The following is a 15,944-nucleotide window of genomic DNA, read 5'->3' as shown; positions in this document are numbered from 1 at the left end:
CTCCTTTTATTATTTCCGTACCAGAACGCAAAGCGAGCGCGCGTCCTGGTGCCAGGCGGGTAACACCGCCCGTGAGTCTTCCTGAGTGAACGGAGCGACAACCTGCCAATCGCCTTCCGGCAACCTCATCTCCACCGTTTGCGGCGTGGCGTTAACCAGCAGCAGCCAGCGCTGCGACAGCAGGATCTGCATAAGCAGATCGCCTTGCTCCCACTGCTGCGCGTCGAGCGCCTGCCCTTGTGCGTTCAGCCACTGCACGCTGCCGTCGTCCTGCTGCCACCAGCGGTCCTGTTGCAACGCGGGGATCCGGCGGCGCAGCGCGATCAGCGCCGCGACGTAATCGGTCAGCGCGTCATCCGCCGTGGACCAGTCGAGCCAGGTGGTGGCGTTGTCCTGACAATAGGCGTTGTTGTTCCCCTGCTGGCTGTGTCCCTGTTCATCGCCGGCCAGCAGCATCGGCGTTCCCTGGGACAGCAACAGCGTGGCGAGCATCGCCCGCTGGCTGGCCCTGCGGCGTTGCACAATGGCGTCGTCGGCGACCAGGCCTTCCACGCCGTGGTTGTTGCTGAAATTACGATCGCTGCCGTCGCGGTTGCCTTCGCCGTTCGGCTGATTGTGTTTCTCGTTGAAGCTGACCACGTCCTGCAGGGTAAAACCGTCATGGGCGGTCAGCATGTTGACGGTGGCGTAAGGCGCTCGCCCGCGCTGGTTGTACACATCGCTGGAGGCGGCAAAACGCCGGGCGAACTGGCCGAGCGACACGCCGCTCTGCAGCCAGAAACGGCGCATGTCGTCGCGGTAATGGTCGTTCCATTCGGCGAAGCGGCCGGGAAACGCCCCCACCTGATAGCCGCCGGGGCCAACGTCCCAGGGTTCGGCTATCAGCTTGCAGCGCGACAGCACATCGTCCGCCAGCATCGCCTGGAACAGCGGCGCATCGCGATCGAACCCCGGCGTGCGGCCGAGCACGCTGCCCAGATCGAAGCGGAAGCCGTCGACGTGGCACTCCCGCACCCAAAAATGCAGGCAGTCCATCACCCAGGCCACGCCCTGCGGCTGATCGAGCCGCAGGGTATTGCCGCAGCCGGTGTCGTTGACGTAGTCCCCTTCCGGCGTCAGCCAGTAGTAGCTCTGGTTGTCGATGCCGCTCAGCGACAGCATCGGCCCGTCCCTGTCCAGCTCGGCGCTGTGGTTAAACACCACGTCGAGGATCACCTCGATGCCGGCTTGGTGCAGCGCCTTGACCGCATCGCGAAATTCGTTCAGCGGCGTGCCGTCGGTGCTCAGGCTGGCGTAGCGGTTGTCCGGCGCATAGGGCGCCAGCACGTTATAGCCCCAGTAGTTGATCAGCCCCAGCCGCTGCAGACGCGGTTCGGAGGTATGTTGCTGCACCGGCAGCAGTTCCAGCGCGGTGATGCCGAGGCGTTTGAAGTGGGCGATCATCACCGGGTGCCCCAGCGCGGCGAAGCTGCCGCGCAGCGCCGGCGGGATCTTCGGGTGCAGCAGCGTCAGACCGCGTACGTGCGCTTCGTAAATCACCGTCTGCCCCCAGGGCGTGGCGGGCGGGCGATCGTCCTGCCAGTCGTAGCATTGGTCCACCACCACGCATTTCGGCATCAGCTCGGCGCTGTCGTGCGGATCCGGCCGATCGTAACCGCCGTGCAGGTGCGGGTGGTCCGCCACCGGCCCTTCCACCGCGCGCGCGGCCGGATCGAGCGCCAGCTTGTTGGGGTTGAACCGCTGTCCGTTCGCCGGGTCGAACGGGCCGTAGACCCGGTAACCGTAACGTTGTCCCGGCTTGCCGCCCGGCAAATAGCCATGCCAGATATCGCCGCTGCGCGCCGGTAGCGGCAGGCGCACCTCACGCTGCTGGCCGTCGAACAGGCACAGCTCCACCCGCTCGGCGTGCGCCGAGTACAGGGTAAAATTGATGCCTTCGCCGTCGTAATGCGCGCCCAGCGGTGCGGCGAGGCCGGCCGTCAGCTCCGTCATGGCGCCTCCCGCAGCAGATAAATGGTCGCCAGCGGCGGCAGCGTCACGCAGATGGAAAAGTCGCGGCCGTGGCTGCCGACCGCTTCGGAAGAGACCCGCCCCTGATTGCCGGCGTTGCTGCCGTGATAGTGGTGCGAATCGGTATTGAGGATCTCGCGATAGTCGCCGGCGCGGGAGAGGCCGATGCGGTAGCGGTAGCGCGGCACCGGGGTAAAGTTGCTGATGGCGATCAGCTCATTGCCCTGCGAATCGTAGCGCGCGAACGCGAACACCGAGTTGTCGTGATCGTCGACCACCAGCCACTCGAAGCCGTCCGGGCGATAGTCACGCTCATACAGCGGCGCCTGCTGCCGGTAGCAGTGGTTCAGATCGCGCACCAGCCGCTGCACGCCGTTGTGCCAGTTATCCAGCCCTTCCAACAAATGCCAATCGAGGCTGGTATCGAAATTCCACTCGCGCCCCTGCGCAAACTCGCAGCCCATAAACAGCAGCTTTTTGCCCGGATGTGCCCACATAAACCCGTAGTAGGCGCGCAGGTTGGCGAACTTTTGCCAGGCGTCGCCCGGCATGCGGTCGAGGATCGATTTTTTGCCGTGCACCACTTCATCGTGCGAGATCGGCAGCACGAAGTTCTCGGTATAGGCATACAGCATGCCGAAGGTCATCTGGTTGTGGTGATACTTACGGTGCACCGGATCGCACTTCATGTAATTGAGCGTGTCGTGCATCCAGCCGAGGTTCCATTTGTAGTGGAACCCCAGACCGTTGGCGTCCGGCGGCAGGGTGACGCCGGGGTAGTCGGTGGACTCCTCCGCCAACGTCACCGCGCCCGGCTGCGCCTGGCCGATAGTCTGGTTGGTATAACGCAGGAAGGCGATCGCCTCCAGGTTCTCGTTGCCGCCGTAGTAATTCGGCACCCACTCGCCGTCGGCGCGGCTGTAGTCGCGATAGATCATCGACGCCACCGCATCGACCCGCAGCGCGTCGATGCCGAAGCGCTCCAGCCAATACAGCGCGTTGCCCGCCAGGTAGTTGCGCACCTCGTGGCGGCCGTAATTGTAGATCAGCGTATTCCAGTCCTGATGGAAGCCCTCGCGTGGATCGGCGTATTCGTACAGCGCGGTGCCGTCGAAGTTTGCCAGGCCGTAGGCGTCGCTCGGGAAGTGCCCCGGCACCCAGTCGAGGATCACGTTGATGCCCGCCTCATGCGCCGCCGCCACGAACGCCCTGAAATCGGCCGGCGTGCCGAAGCGCCGGGTCGGCGCATACAGCCCCAGCGGCTGATAGCCCCAACTGCCGTCGAACGGGTGCTCGTTGATCGGCAGCAGCTCGATATGGGTGAATCCCATGTCCTTCACATAGTCGATAAGCTGCACCGCCAGCTCGCCGTAGCTGAGCCAGAAGTGGTTGTCGGTGTGGCGACGCCATGAGCCGAGATGCACCTCGTAGATGGCGATCGGCTGGTCAAAATCGTTGGCGCGGCGGCGCGCCTGCGTCGACGGCACCCCCTCCGGCAGCGGCGCCACCAGCGAGGCGGTGTCCGGGCGCATCTGCGCCTCGAAGGCGTAAGGATCGGCTTTCAGCTGGGTATTGCCGTAGCAATCGACGATTTCATATTTGTACAGCTGGCCGGCCCGCACGCCGGGCAGGAACAGCTCCCAGATGCCGTTTTCACGCCGCAAACGCATCGGATGGCGGCGGCCGTCCCAGAAGTTGAACTCCCCCACCACCGAGACGCGCTGGGCGTTAGGCGCCCAAACGGCAAAGCTGACGCCGTCGACGCCATCCAGCGTGGCGAGGTGAGCCCCCAGGCGTTCATAGGGACGCAGGTGCGTGCCCTCGGCCAGCAGCCAGCTGTCGATATCCTGCAGCAGCGGGCCGAACCGGTAGGGATCGTCGACAGTCTGTTGGTGATCGCGCCAGCTGACCTGCAGCTGATAGCGGAAAGGATTTTTGCGCCGCGGCACCACGGCGCTGAAGAAGCCGCGCGGATCGTCGCAGTTCAGCTGCGCCAACCGCCGGCCGGTTTGCTGCTCAATCAGCCAAACCTCGGTGGCGTCCGGCAGCAGCGCACGCACCTGCAGACCGTTATCGGTCGCATGCATGCCAAGCAGAGCAAAGGGATCGGCGTAATGGCCGGAGATGATCTGATCAATCACGTCACGATCGGGAAGTACAGGCATAGTCTTCTTCCTTAGATTAACAGCATGATCTAAGCACGGCTTGTTGGTTATTCCTTGGCCGTTTTGGTCATCATGCAATGCATTCGGACTCTAAAGCGTGATTGCGGTCGGTTATTGACCAATCTTTACTCTGCCGACCTGAATTTCGCTCTTTATGCTTATTTTTTGAAATATTTCAGTCATGGTGAAAAATTGTTCGCCCATGCGTTAAGCATAGCCAATGTCTGTTAAAAACTGCTCAGCATTGCTCAGGAAAATTCTTCATTAAGAAAACTGCCAGCCCGGCGGCTTCTGCATGCGGCGGCCGACGAGGAGATATGCGGGGTGGAGCACGGTGAAACGAGGCTTGCGGTGACGTTGCCCGGCGCGGTGCGCGGCGAACAAAAAAGCGGAAAACGAGGCTTTAGGGGGCTGAAATCAGCCAGCCCCCAGGAAGTGCGGGTTTATAACAAAGTACAGAAGCAGCAGGTATCGCCTATTCCAAAGCAGAGATCACCTTCTCAAGAAACGATCGCGCTGTGTATCCCCATGGCGCTGGTGCAAACTCCCCATCAGCAAGTTCAGCAACAGCAAGTTCAAGCTGTTGTTCCTCAGGATATTGCGCCAGCAACGCTCGTGCTTCATCGACGGTTTTTCTCACTGCCGCGGTATTTTCCGTCTCCCGATAAGAGGCCAGGATCTCTTCTACAGACTCTCCAAATAAATCATAATCTTGTCCAAAAAAAACACGCACAAGTGTACCGAGATTAGTGACTGAAAAGCCCATAGGGTCCCTTATCTGATAATGGGGTAAGCGGTTAAAATGTAATATGGCTTACCGTTGTAAATCTTCTTTAGCAAGACAACTCGCACGCTGTTGGACGTTAATTGAATTGCGCCTCCTTGCCTGTAGCCAAAACCAACCACTTTACCCGCCTGATACGTGAGTTCAAGCACGTTGGCCGAAGCAGGCTGTTGCGCCCAGTGCTTAATAAGCGAGTGATTCACTCTCAACGCCCGACTAATTGCGTATTCAGCAGTACGTAAATCTGTAAACGTCGAGGCTGATTGTAAACCAGGGCTCTTTGCCAAGCGCTCCAACAACTCCTCTGAGCTTTTAGCGACATGCTTAGCAATGGTGTGCCCGCCTCCTTTGGCACCGGCTATAGACTCGTGCTCAAGCAATTTTAGTTGCCCCACCCGAACGGAAGCCACGCGCGCAACGCCTAAAGCGCTTGCAAACACCAAAGGAACGGCAATATCTACCGTTAAACCGACGTTGTAGGCCGTATCCTCGTCGGCCCCCAACATCTGAGCCAGCAAAACCGCCGACTTGTAAGTATCTGTCGTAAATGATCGACCGGTAATGATCTGATTTGAAGCGGTTTTTATGCTATCCATGCTGTGAGTGCCTACGACCACGCATCCCACTTTGGTTAACAATGTTGGGTCAGGTGCATAGCACATAACCCCAGCCCCAAGAAGTTCGACGACTCCCCCCGCCAAACCCAGCCCCCCCATGAGCCGATTACTCCAGGTTTCCCCTTCTGTGACCGTGCTATCCGATATCACAGCCGCTAGCTGCACGGGTGAAAGCGCAACCTGCAATCCTTCGTTGGAGATCATATCCCTATACCTGCGCTATGTAGACAATGCGTTTATAAATACCACAGCACAGGTTAACTTGTAACCACACTCAGACAATACCGACATGACCCAACTCATATGAAAAAGCCCGCAATAAGCGGGCTTTGAAATACTACAGATGAACTGGCGAGTGGGGTTTACAACAGGATGCGCAGCATGCGGCGCAGCGGCTCGGCCGCGCCCCACAGCAGCTGGTCGCCCACGGTGAACGCCGACAGGTACTCCGGCCCCATATTCAGCTTGCGCAGACGGCCAACCGGCGTATTCAGCGTACCGGTCACCGCCGCCGGCGTCAGTTCGCGCATGGTCAGCTCGCGGTCGTTCGGTATCACGCGCACCCAGTCATTGTGCGTCGCCAGCATCTGCTCGATTTCCGGCAGCGACACGTCTTTTTTCAGCTTCAGGGTGAACGCCTGGCTGTGGCAGCGCAGCGCGCCAACGCGCACGCACAGACCATCGACCGGGATCACGCTGCCGGTGTTCAGAATCTTGTTAGTTTCCGCCTGACCTTTCCACTCTTCACGGCTCTGGCCGTTGTCGAGCTGCTTGTCGATCCACGGGATCAGGCTGCCGGCCAACGGCACGCCGAAGTTATCGGTCGGCAGTTTGCCGCTGCGGGTGGCCTCGGTCACCTTGCGCTCGATATCCAGAATGGCGGAGGCCGGGTCCTGCAGTTCCTTCGCCACGTCGGCGTGCAGCATGCCCATTTGAGTCAGCAGTTCGCGCATGTGGCGCGCGCCGCCGCCGGAGGCCGCCTGGTAGGTGGCGACCGACGCCCACTCCACCAGATCGTTGGCGAACAGACCGCCGAGCGACATCAGCATCAGGCTGACGGTGCAGTTGCCGCCGACGAAGGTTTTGATGCCTTTGTCCAGGCCCTGCTGAATCACCGCGTGGTTGACCGGATCCAGGATGATGATGGCATCGTCCTGCATGCGCAGCGAAGAGGCCGCGTCGATCCAATAACCCTGCCAACCGCTGGCGCGCAGCTTAGGATACACTTCGTTGGTATAATCGCCGCCCTGACAGGTAATAATGATATCGAGCGCGCTCAGCGCGTCGATGTCATACGCATCCTGCAGCGTGCCCTGCTGGCCGCCGAAGGCCGGCGCGGCAGAACCGTGCTGCGAGGTGGAGAAAAAGACCGGGCGAATGGCGTCGAAATCGCGCTCTTCCGTCATGCGTTGCATGAGAACCGAGCCGACCATTCCGCGCCAACCGATGAAACCAACGTTTTTCATAATATCTGTTTCCCGCCCGGATAAGGGCTATGTAGGTGATAACGAGTTGTGTGCAATATCTCCTCACCTTACAAAATGTCGGCGCGGGCGCAAAGTGAATTTATTCGATGGCTGAGGATTTCTCAGCAATCCTTCTTATAGGCAAGGACGCGGCCAGAAAGGCCGAGGCGTTTTCCCGATCACGAGGTCACCATGACAGAGATGATTTCCGCTACGGTATTGCTGTTTTTAATTATGGATCCGCTGGGCAATCTGCCGATTTTCATGTCGGTGCTCAAGCACCTGGAGCCGCGCAGGCGCCGGGTGGTGCTGATCCGCGAGCTGCTGATCGCCCTGCTGCTGATGCTGATTTTCCTGTTCGCCGGCGAGAAAATTCTGGCGTTCCTCAACCTGCGTACCGAAACCGTCTCCATTTCCGGCGGCATCATCCTGTTTCTGATCGCCATCAAGATGATTTTCCCGTCTCAGGAGGGCAACAGTTCGGGGCTGTCCGCCGGCGAAGAGCCCTTCCTGGTGCCGCTGGCGATCCCGCTGGTGGCCGGGCCGTCGATTCTGGCAGCGCTGATGCTGCTGTCGCACCAGTATCCGCATCAGCTGCCCCATCTGGTGGCGGCGCTGTTGATCGCCTGGGGCCTCTCCGCGGCCATTTTGCTGATGTCGAACCTGTTCCTGCGCCTGCTGGGCAGCAAAGGCGTCAGCGCGCTGGAGCGGTTGATGGGGCTGATTCTGGTGATGCTGTCGACCCAGATGTTCCTGGACGGCGTGCGGGCTTATATGAAGCTGTAGGCGCCTGACGGCGCCGACGACGGCCCGCGCTTAGCGGGCGGTGATGCGGTTGATGCAGGCGAGCGTGTCGGCGACCACGCCGTCCAGCGGCTGGTTGATGTCGATCGCCTGCACATCCGGCTCCTGCTCGCCCGGCTCTTCCAGCGTGGCGAACTGCGAAACCAGCATCTGCGGTTTGAAGAAGTGGCCCTTGCGCTGTTTCAGGCGCTCCTCAATCACCGTTTTATCCCCTTTCAGGTAGAGGAAATGCAGGTTGCGATTGCCTTCGCGCAGGCGGTCGCGATAGCTTTTTTTCAGCGCCGAGCAGACCAGCAGCGACACCGGATTGGTGCGTTGCATGGCGAAGATGGCGTCGTTGAGCGCAGCCAGCCACGGAGCGCGATCGTTGTCGTCCAGCGCATGCCCGGCGGCCATTTTGTTGATGTTGGCGCGCGGGTGCAGGTAATCGCCGTCCAGCATGGCGGCATCGGCTTCCCGGGCGACGGCGCTGGCCACGGCGGATTTACCGCTGCCGGACACCCCCATCAGGATAAATACGTGATTCTGCGGATTACTCATTGTGTCATGCCCTTATGGGAACTGGCGCGAGCGCGCCAAATGCGTCCCAACTGATAAAGATACTCTGGAACGCCGACGCCCCGCAGGGCGTCGGATAACGATTATACGACCGTCGCCAGCAGCAGGCAGCCCACCAGGCCGCACACCGAGATGATGGTTTCCAGCACCGACCAGGATTTGATGGTTTCCATGATGCTCAGGTTGAAGTACTCCTTGAACAGCCAGAAGCCCGGATCGTTAACGTGCGAGAAGATAACGCTGCCGGAACCGACCGCAATCACCATCAGCTCAGGGCTGACGCCGGTGGTGGCGATCAGCGGGGCGACGATGCCGCCGGCGGTGATCGCCGCCACGGTGGCGGAACCCAGCGCCAGACGCAGCGCGGCGGCGATCGACCAGGCCATCAGGATCGGCGAAACGTTGCTGCCTTCCATCAGGCCGGCGATGTACTGCTCGACGCCGCTGTCCACCAGCACCTGTTTGAAGGCGCCGCCGCCGCCGATGATCAACAGCATCATGGCGATGATTTTAATCGAGTCGGTGATGGTGCCCATCACTTCATCCATGGTGCGGCCGCGGTTCAGGCCGAAGGTGAAGATAGCGATCAGCACGGCGATCAGGGTCGCCATCACCGGGTCGCCGAAGAACTCGGCGAAGCGCAGCAGGCTGTGGCCCTTCGGCAACACCATTTCAGCCACCGCGCGCAGCGCCATCAGGATCACCGGCACCAGCGACGTGGCGACGCTGACGCCAAAGCTCGGCATCTCTGCTTCGGTAAAGGTTTTCGGGTTGTACAGGCCTTCCGGCACCGGCTTGTCGATGCCTTTCAGGAAGCGGGCATAAACCGGGCCGGCCAGGATCACCGTCGGGATCGCCAGCAGCGTGCCGTACAACAGGGTTTTACCCATGTCGGCATGGAAGATGGTGGCGATGGCCGTCGGGCCCGGGTGCGGCGGCAGGAAGCCGTGGGTCACCGACAGCGCGGCGGCCATCGGCACGCCGACGTACAGCAGCGGGATGTGCGCGGAGGCGGCGATGGTGAACACCAGCGGCAACAGCAGCACGAAGCCCACTTCGTAGAACAGCGCGAAGCCGACGGTGAAGCCGGTCAGCACCACCGCCCATTGAATATGTTTTCTGCCGAACTTGTCGATCAGCGTGGTGGCGATGCGCTGTGCGCCGCCGCAGTCCGCCAGCAGTTTGCCGAGCATGGCGCCGAAGCCCATGATCAGCGCCAGGCTGCCCAACGTGCCGCCCACGCCGGCCTTGATGGAGCCGATGACCTTATCGACCGGCATACCCTGTGCGATCCCGACCGCCAGAGCAACCAGCACCAGAGAGATAAAGCCGTTCAGCTTGAAGCGGATCATCAGCAGCAGCAGCAGCGCTACGCCGCCTGCAACAATCACTAATGGCATAATTTTTCTCCAACCTTTTATCGCGACTCTCTTTACGATAGGCGTAAAGCGTGCGGTTGTTTTATTTTTAGGCTCTTTCCCGGTGTTTAAGAAGAGCTGTAGGTGTTGTTGATTCAGAGGTTCAGTCTTGCAGCAAGATGACCGCACACTCGTTGTTACCGGTATCATGATACCGGTAACAACATAAGCGCAGGAACCGGGTAAGCGGCTAAAATTCGCGTTCTGGGACAGAGATCAAACTTATGCCGGCAACGGCCGGCGGGCTTACAGGCGGGATAACCCGCGCGCCTCAGGGCGCGCTGCAAAAAGAAAGGGTGTTAAAACAGAACGTTAAAATGGCTCAGATACTGCCGCCGGGGATCACGGTGAAACCGACGTCCACCATGCGCGGGCACACCGTTTCGCCGCGCAGCCGGGCCAGCAAGCGCTCGGCGCCGATCTGCCCCATGCGTTCGCGCGGCGTCAGCACGCTGGCCAGCTTAGGCACCATCACCTGGCCGATATCATGGCCGTGGAAACCGGCGATCGCCATGTCCTGCGGGATCGACAGCCCCTGCCGCTGGCACTCGAAGGCCGCGCCAATGGCCAGGTCATCGTTGGTGCAGAAGATACTGTCGATCTGCGGATAGTCGCGCTGCGCCAGGCGCAGCAGCTCGCCGCCGGCGGAATAGGAGGAAGAACGCGCGGTCATGATGCTGTAAGGTTCCAGGCCGGATTCGCGCATCGCCTGCTCATACCCCTGCTGCTTGATGAGGGTACGTTCATCCTGACGGGCACCGAAATAGACCACGTGACGGTGGCCGTGCGCGATGATCTGCTGGGTCATCTGGCGCGCTGCCTCGAAGTTGTTGAAGCCCACCGCCAGATCGATGCACGGCGAGACGCAGTCCATCAGCTCCACCACCGGAATGCCCGCCACCTCGATCATTTTCAGGGTGCGCGCCGTGTGATGGCGCTCAGACAGGATCAGGCCGTCGATATTGTAAGACAGCAGCGAGGTCAGACGCTCTTCTTCACGCTCCGGCAGGTAGCCATAGTGCGCCAGCATGGTCTGGTAGTTGTGCGCGTCGGTGACGCTTTCGATGCCGCGCAGCACTTCGGCGAACACCTGGTTGGTCAGCGACGGCAACAGCACGCCAATCGCCCGGCTGGTGGCGTTGGAGAGGATGTCCGGCGCGCGGTTGGGGATGTAGCCCAGCTCATCCAGCGCGACGGCGATTTTTTGCTGCAGGGCGGCAGAAACCTGGTCGGGATTGCGCAGATAACGGCTCACCGTCATCTTGGTCACGCCCACCTTGTCCGCCACATCCTGGAGTACCGGCCGTTTTTTCTTCATTATCAATGAACTGACTAACCGTGAATGGGCAGTCATTTTAGCAAAAAAAACGGCGGGCCGATATTGTCGGTTATGCGACGGCCAACGCAAAAAGGGCTCACAGCGTGAGCCCTTGAAATTTACCGCTTAATCACACCGGCGGCAGATCGAACAGCAGGATTTCGCTCTCTTCGTCGGCCTGGATCGTCAGCGCCGATTCATCCCACACCGCGAATGCGTCGCTGATGCCGGCGGCCTGGCCGTTGACCGAGACTTTGCCGCGCACCACCTGGATCCAAATACGGCGGCCGGCGGCGATCGGGTACTCACCCTGTTCGCCTTTATTCAGCGCCCAACGCGACAGCGTCATATCCTGGAACACCTTCAGCGAACCGTCGCGCGCATCCGGCGACAGCACCAGCTGACGGCCCTGCGGCGCGTCGAACATGCGCTGCTCGTAGCGCGGCTCCAGCCCGACCTGATCCGGAATGATCCAAATCTGGTACAGGTGCAACGGACGATCCTGATTGGCGTTGTACTCGGAGTGACGCACCCCGGTGCCTGCGCTCATGATCTGGAATTCGCCGGCCTGGATCTGCTCCTTGTTGCCCATGCTGTCCTGATGTTCCACAGTGCCGCTCAGCACGTAGGTCAGGATTTCCATATCTTTATGCGGATGGGTACCGAAACCCTGCCCCGCGTCGATCACGTCTTCGTTGATCACACGCAGCGCCGAGAACCCCATAAAGTTCGGATCGTAGTAGTCGGCAAAAGAGAAGGTGTGCCAGCTATCCAGCCAGCCATGATTGGCGTGGCCGCGGTCTTCCGCTTTACGTACATAAATCATATTCAACTCTCCTCAATGTTTTTTACAGTCTAGTCCTGCGGGCAGAATAAGAAAGCGTAAAAAACTCATGCCTCTGTTCAAAAATTTCGATGAAATGAAACACCTGATGGGCAACGGATTTGTTGAAGGCGGAAGCGGTTGAAAAAGGGCAAAAAAAAAGCCAGCACCCGAGCTGGCTAAGTAAACACTGGAAGCAATGTGAGCAATGTCGTGCCTTCGCAGCGAGAGTATCAAGGGTTGATGCCCTCCCCGGAACGCATCGCAATAATAATCATTATCATTCGCACCTGTAAAGCGTTTTTTTTGACCCGTTCAAATAATATTGACTCAAGGCAGTAAACGGATAAATTCAGAGGTTATTCAACCGGTAAGCAACAGGAGCAGCGAGATGAGCGAGATCGTGATACGCCACGTGGAAACGACGGATGCGCAAGCCCTGCATCATCTTTATTCGCAGACGCCCGTCTACCGCGATACGCTGCAGCTCCCGCTACCGTCCGTCGAGTCCTGGCAGAAGCGCCTCGCCAATCCCGAACCGGGCACGCATAACCTGGCAGCCTTCATCGACGGACAGCTTGCCGGGCAGTTGGTCGTGATGCTGAATCAGCGCGTTCGCCGCCGCCACGTCGCCACCTTCGGCATCGGCGTCGATCCACGCTACCACGGTCAAGGCGTCGGCAGCCGCCTGATGCAGGCGATGATCGACCTGTGCGACAACTGGGCGGCCATCGAGCGCATCGAACTGACGGTGTTCACCGACAACCCGGCGGCTATCGCGCTATACCGCAAGTTCGGTTTCGAAATAGAGGGCACCAGCCGCGCCTATGCCATGCGCGACGGCGTGCTGGTCGACGCCTACCATATGGCGCGTTTGCGCTCCGGGCAGCCGCACGGCGATGCGTAATCGCCCTTACCCACAGGGGCTGCTGCGCCGGCCCCTGTGCATCAACCGCCGAACCTTTTTACAAGCGCTGGCCGGCCTGACCGCCGCCGCCGGCATATTCTCTCCTCTCACCCCATTAGGTGCCGCTATGCCAACTTCCGCCGCCGGGCGCCCAGGCGCCCGCAACCTGATTACCGATGTGCCGGGCCTGAAGGTCGGCGTGGCGCAAGACAGCCGGGTGCGTACCGGCACGACGGTTATCCTGCCGGACAGCCCGGCGATCGCCGCCGTGGACGTGCGCGGCGGCGGCCCCGCCACCCGGGAAACCGACGCGCTGGGTGAAGACAATCTGGTACAGACCGTCGATGCACTGACGTTCAGCGGCGGCTCGGTTTACGGCCTGGCGGCGGCGGACGGCGTCGCAGCCTGGCTGGGGCAACAGGGCCGAGGCTACGCGCTGCGCCCGGCCCCCGGCGTGCCGGTATCCCCTATCGTGCCCACCGCCTGCCTGTACGATCTGGCCAACGGCGGCGACAAAAACTGGCAGCTCACGCCGCCGTATCGCCAACTGGGCATCGATGCGGTCGGCAAGGCCGGATTGGACTTTCCGCTGGGCACCGTCGGCGCCGGCTACGGTGCCATGACCGGCATGGGTAAGCTGAAAGGCGGCCTCGGCTCGGCATCTATCATTGCCGCCAATGGCGCTACCGTCGGCGCACTGGTGGCGGTCAACAGTTTGGGTGCGGTGGTCGCACCCGGCACCCGCGCCTTCTGGGCGACCCCCTATGAAATTGACGGTGAATTCGGCAACGGCGGCGCAGCGGCGCTGGCACAACTGCGCGCGCAGGGCGAAGATTGGATGGAACAAGAGCCGCAGGGCGGCAGAAAGAACACGACCCTGGCCTGCATCGCCACCGACCTGGCGCTGACGCGGGTGGAGTTGAAACGGGTGGCCATCATGGCGCAAGACGGCATGGCGCGCGCCATCCGCCCGCTGCACAGCCCGTTTGACGGCGACGTAGTGTTCGCCCTGTCCACCGGGCAGCGCGAGGTTCAGGGCAGCCGCGAACTGGCGGTGCTGCAGATCGGCGCGCTGGCGGCGGACACCCTGGCCCGGGCGATCGCCCGTGGCGTACATGCCGCCACGCCGTGGCCCGGCAGCCAGGTCGCAACCTGGCAAACGCTCGGCGGCTAACACGCCGCCACCAAAAAAGGGGCGCTGGCGCCCCTTAATCATGATTAACCCTCGTCGCTTAAATGCCGGCGGTTTCCCGAATATAACGGCGCGCTTTTACCGCATACTCGAACGGGTTGGCCAGCGCCGGATCCTGCTCGGCCTCCACCACCATCCACCCTTTGTAACCGCGCTCGTCCAGTAGCTTGAACACCGGCCTGAAGTCGATCACGCCATCACCCGGCACGGTGAAGGTGCCCTTCTTCACGCCGTCGAGGAAGCTCAGCTTGTTGGCTTTCACTTCCGCCACCACCTCATCGCGCACGTCCTTCAGATGGACGTGGTTGATGCGCGGCAGATACTTCTCCAGGATCGCCATCATCGCCTGCTGGCTGCCTTCCGAATAGTAGGCATGGCCGGTATCGAACAGCAGGTAGACGTCGTCGTTGACCATGCTCATGTAGCGATCGATTTCGGCCGTGGTCTGAATGCCGGTGCCCATGTGGTGGTGCAGACACACCTGCATGCCTTTGCCGGCGGCGATCTTCGCCAGCTCGTTGTAACCGTCGGCCACGCGCTGCCACTCTTCATCGCTGAAGTACGGCTTCTCTTCGAACACGCCTTTGGTGGTGCCCTGAATGCTCTTGCTCTGCTCGGAGCAGCCGATCACCCTGGCGCCCATGGCATGCAGGAAATTCATGTGGTTGATAAATTCATCGATGGTTTTGTCTTTCTGGCCGTCGGCGAAAAAGGTGCTGAACCAGGCGTTGCAGATCTGGATGCCGCGAATATCCAGCATCGGTTTCAGCACCGCCGGATCGCGCGGGTATTTGCTGCCCACTTCGCTGCCGGTGAAGCCGGCCAGCGCCATTTCGCTGACGCACTGCTGGAAGGTGTTTTCCTTGCCCAGATCGGGCATGTCGTCGTTGGTCCAGCCGATCGGCGCAATGGCCAATTTCACGTTGTCTTTATTCATGGTCTGCCTCGGTCCTTGGAGGGCCGCCGGTGCAAACGCCGCCGGCGAGCCGAATAAGATTATTTGCCCAACAGCTCTCTTTCGATGCGCTCTCTGGTCGCCACCGCCTGGCTCGGCATCTTTTCCGGGTAGCCGAACAGCGAGGTGCAGATGATCGATTCGTCGCCGACCTTGAAGCTGCGGTTGGCAAATTCCATGTCGCGCAGCGTCTGGAACAGGGCGTCGAAATTCACCTCGCCTTCGCCGATGCCGACGTGCTGATGCACCGCGGCGTCAACGCCCGGCGGGTTGACGATATAACGGCAATGCTTGGTGTGATTCATGGTGTCGGCGATCAGCACGTGGGAAAGATCGTCCCCGGCGTACTGCAGCATGCCGGCCACGTCACCCTGCCCCTTGTCGTAATAGAAGGTGTGCGGCACGCTGTAGAGGTATTTGACGTGGTCGCTGCGCAGCGACTTCACCAGATCGGCGGTTTCGTTGCTCAGCTCGCAAAAGTCCCACGGGTGCGACTGGATCTCCATACGGATACCCTCGCGCTCGACGATCGGCAACAGCTCCTCCATCGAGCGATACCACAGCTCCTCGCAGATCTCCGGTTCGTTGGGGTTGCCCGCCAGTTCGGTGTTAATCACCTGCACGCCCATTTCCACCGCGATTTCGATCATCCGCCGCCAGTTTTTGACCGCCGCCTGGCGGCGATCTTCCCCTGGCCCGGACCAGCGATACACCACGATAAATGAGGAGATCTCCACGCCGGTCGCTTTCAGGGCGTTTTTATACTCCGCCATGATTTCGCGGCTGGCCTTCGGATGCTTGTAAAACGGGTTGATCTGCGGGTGCGGCGACTGTTCGATGTATTTGTAGCCCCAGTCCGCCACCTGCTGCACCATCTTGGTCACGCCCAAATCCCGTATAACGTCGACATCAAAAGCGATCTTCATG

Annotated in this window: 14 protein-coding genes; 3 read left to right on the top strand and 11 right to left on the bottom strand. The window is 60.6% G+C overall.

Annotated elements, in window-relative coordinates:
• Window positions 1-9: 9 nt before the first annotated feature.
• The 5 genes from glgX to asd all read right to left on the bottom strand — a co-directional run bounded on the left by glgX (window position 10) and on the right by asd (window position 7,042).
• The gene (gene glgX / locus ACJ8QI_RS23020; protein ID WP_442533147.1) at window positions 10-1,992 is read right to left on the bottom strand and encodes a glycogen debranching protein GlgX; all 1,983 of its coding nucleotides are present in this window, start codon (window positions 1,990-1,992) and stop codon (window positions 10-12) included.
• Window positions 1,989-4,175, bottom strand: a complete 2,187-nt coding sequence (gene glgB / locus ACJ8QI_RS23015; protein WP_442533146.1) for a 1,4-alpha-glucan branching enzyme — start codon at window positions 4,173-4,175, stop codon at window positions 1,989-1,991. The genes glgX and glgB overlap by 4 nt, the downstream gene beginning before the upstream one ends.
• Before the next feature lie 475 nt (window positions 4,176-4,650).
• The gene (locus ACJ8QI_RS23010; protein WP_442533145.1) at window positions 4,651-4,941 is read right to left on the bottom strand and encodes a contact-dependent growth inhibition system immunity protein; all 291 of its coding nucleotides are present in this window, start codon (window positions 4,939-4,941) and stop codon (window positions 4,651-4,653) included.
• 8 nt (window positions 4,942-4,949) lie between these two features.
• Window positions 4,950-5,780, bottom strand: coding sequence for an RNase A-like domain-containing protein (locus ACJ8QI_RS23005; protein WP_442533144.1), 831 nt, complete (start codon window positions 5,778-5,780; stop codon window positions 4,950-4,952).
• Window positions 5,781-5,938: 158 nt separating this feature from the next.
• Window positions 5,939-7,042 carry an aspartate-semialdehyde dehydrogenase gene (gene asd, locus ACJ8QI_RS23000; protein ID WP_016930397.1) on the bottom strand — a complete coding sequence of 368 codons (1,104 nt, stop codon included), beginning with the start codon at window positions 7,040-7,042 and terminating at the stop codon, window positions 5,939-5,941.
• 192 nt (window positions 7,043-7,234) lie between these two features.
• Here asd and ACJ8QI_RS22995 point away from each other — a divergent pair, with 192 nt between their 5' ends.
• Entirely contained in the window at window positions 7,235-7,828 is a 594-nt protein-coding gene (locus ACJ8QI_RS22995; protein ID WP_025159894.1) for a YhgN family NAAT transporter, read from the top strand.
• Window positions 7,829-7,858: 30 nt separating this feature from the next.
• Here the strand turns inward: ACJ8QI_RS22995 and gntK are convergent, their stop codons facing one another.
• From gntK to ACJ8QI_RS22975, 4 genes are all read right to left on the bottom strand, one after another.
• Complete coding sequence (gene gntK, locus ACJ8QI_RS22990) at window positions 7,859-8,386, bottom strand: gluconokinase (RefSeq protein WP_033649350.1); 528 nt, start codon at window positions 8,384-8,386, stop codon at window positions 7,859-7,861.
• 101 nt (window positions 8,387-8,487) lie between these two features.
• A complete protein-coding gene (gene gntT / locus ACJ8QI_RS22985) occupies window positions 8,488-9,804 on the bottom strand; it encodes a gluconate transporter (protein WP_442533143.1) in 1,317 nt (438 codons plus the stop codon).
• A 340-nt stretch (window positions 9,805-10,144) separates the two neighbouring features.
• Window positions 10,145-11,140 (bottom strand): gluconate operon transcriptional repressor GntR, encoded by a 996-nt coding sequence (gene gntR / locus ACJ8QI_RS22980; RefSeq protein ID WP_060424481.1) that lies wholly within the window; start codon window positions 11,138-11,140, stop codon window positions 10,145-10,147.
• A 130-nt stretch (window positions 11,141-11,270) separates the two neighbouring features.
• Complete coding sequence (locus ACJ8QI_RS22975; RefSeq protein WP_038873615.1) at window positions 11,271-11,966, bottom strand: pirin family protein; 696 nt, start codon at window positions 11,964-11,966, stop codon at window positions 11,271-11,273.
• Between the two features lie 388 nt (window positions 11,967-12,354).
• Here ACJ8QI_RS22975 and ACJ8QI_RS22970 point away from each other — a divergent pair, with 388 nt between their 5' ends.
• Window positions 12,355-12,870, top strand: coding sequence for a GNAT family N-acetyltransferase (locus ACJ8QI_RS22970; RefSeq protein WP_060424478.1), 516 nt, complete (start codon window positions 12,355-12,357; stop codon window positions 12,868-12,870).
• A complete protein-coding gene (locus ACJ8QI_RS22965; protein ID WP_308345168.1) occupies window positions 12,863-14,044 on the top strand; it encodes a P1 family peptidase in 1,182 nt (393 codons plus the stop codon). Before ACJ8QI_RS22970 ends, ACJ8QI_RS22965 begins: the two co-directional genes overlap by 8 nt.
• A 58-nt stretch (window positions 14,045-14,102) precedes the next feature.
• Here ACJ8QI_RS22965 and iolE read toward each other — a convergent pair whose 3' ends face one another.
• Together iolE and ACJ8QI_RS22955 are read right to left on the bottom strand one after the other, a co-directional pair.
• Entirely contained in the window at window positions 14,103-14,999 is an 897-nt protein-coding gene (gene iolE, locus ACJ8QI_RS22960) for a myo-inosose-2 dehydratase (RefSeq protein WP_019455194.1), read from the bottom strand.
• A 59-nt stretch (window positions 15,000-15,058) separates the two neighbouring features.
• Complete coding sequence (locus ACJ8QI_RS22955; RefSeq protein WP_442533142.1) at window positions 15,059-15,943, bottom strand: sugar phosphate isomerase/epimerase family protein; 885 nt, start codon at window positions 15,941-15,943, stop codon at window positions 15,059-15,061.
• Window position 15,944 lies beyond the last annotated feature (1 nt).

Source organism: Serratia sp. CY84636 (assembly GCF_052166245.1).
Lineage (GTDB): Bacteria > Pseudomonadota > Gammaproteobacteria > Enterobacterales > Enterobacteriaceae > Serratia > Serratia nevei.
Note: the sequence above shows the minus strand (reverse complement) of the source record. Positions and strands in the feature narration are given on the sequence as shown.

Coding starts and splice junctions, on each gene's coding strand:
- asd (WP_016930397.1), bottom strand. CDS start 7,042: ATGAAAAACGTTGGTTTCATCGGTTGGCGCGGAATGGTCGGCTCGGTT.
- ACJ8QI_RS22970 (WP_060424478.1), top strand. CDS start 12,355: ATGAGCGAGATCGTGATACGCCACGTGGAAACGACGGATGCGCAAGCC.
- ACJ8QI_RS22995 (WP_025159894.1), top strand. CDS start 7,235: ATGACAGAGATGATTTCCGCTACGGTATTGCTGTTTTTAATTATGGAT.
- ACJ8QI_RS23005 (WP_442533144.1), bottom strand. CDS start 5,780: ATGATCTCCAACGAAGGATTGCAGGTTGCGCTTTCACCCGTGCAGCTA.
- glgB (WP_442533146.1), bottom strand. CDS start 4,175: ATGCCTGTACTTCCCGATCGTGACGTGATTGATCAGATCATCTCCGGC.
- ACJ8QI_RS23010 (WP_442533145.1), bottom strand. CDS start 4,941: ATGGGCTTTTCAGTCACTAATCTCGGTACACTTGTGCGTGTTTTTTTT.
- gntK (WP_033649350.1), bottom strand. CDS start 8,386: ATGAGTAATCCGCAGAATCACGTATTTATCCTGATGGGGGTGTCCGGC.
- glgX (WP_442533147.1), bottom strand. CDS start 1,992: ATGACGGAGCTGACGGCCGGCCTCGCCGCACCGCTGGGCGCGCATTAC.
- gntR (WP_060424481.1), bottom strand. CDS start 11,140: ATGAAGAAAAAACGGCCGGTACTCCAGGATGTGGCGGACAAGGTGGGC.
- ACJ8QI_RS22975 (WP_038873615.1), bottom strand. CDS start 11,966: ATGATTTATGTACGTAAAGCGGAAGACCGCGGCCACGCCAATCATGGC.
- ACJ8QI_RS22955 (WP_442533142.1), bottom strand. CDS start 15,943: ATGAAGATCGCTTTTGATGTCGACGTTATACGGGATTTGGGCGTGACC.
- gntT (WP_442533143.1), bottom strand. CDS start 9,804: ATGCCATTAGTGATTGTTGCAGGCGGCGTAGCGCTGCTGCTGCTGCTG.
- ACJ8QI_RS22965 (WP_308345168.1), top strand. CDS start 12,863: ATGCGTAATCGCCCTTACCCACAGGGGCTGCTGCGCCGGCCCCTGTGC.
- iolE (WP_019455194.1), bottom strand. CDS start 14,999: ATGAATAAAGACAACGTGAAATTGGCCATTGCGCCGATCGGCTGGACC.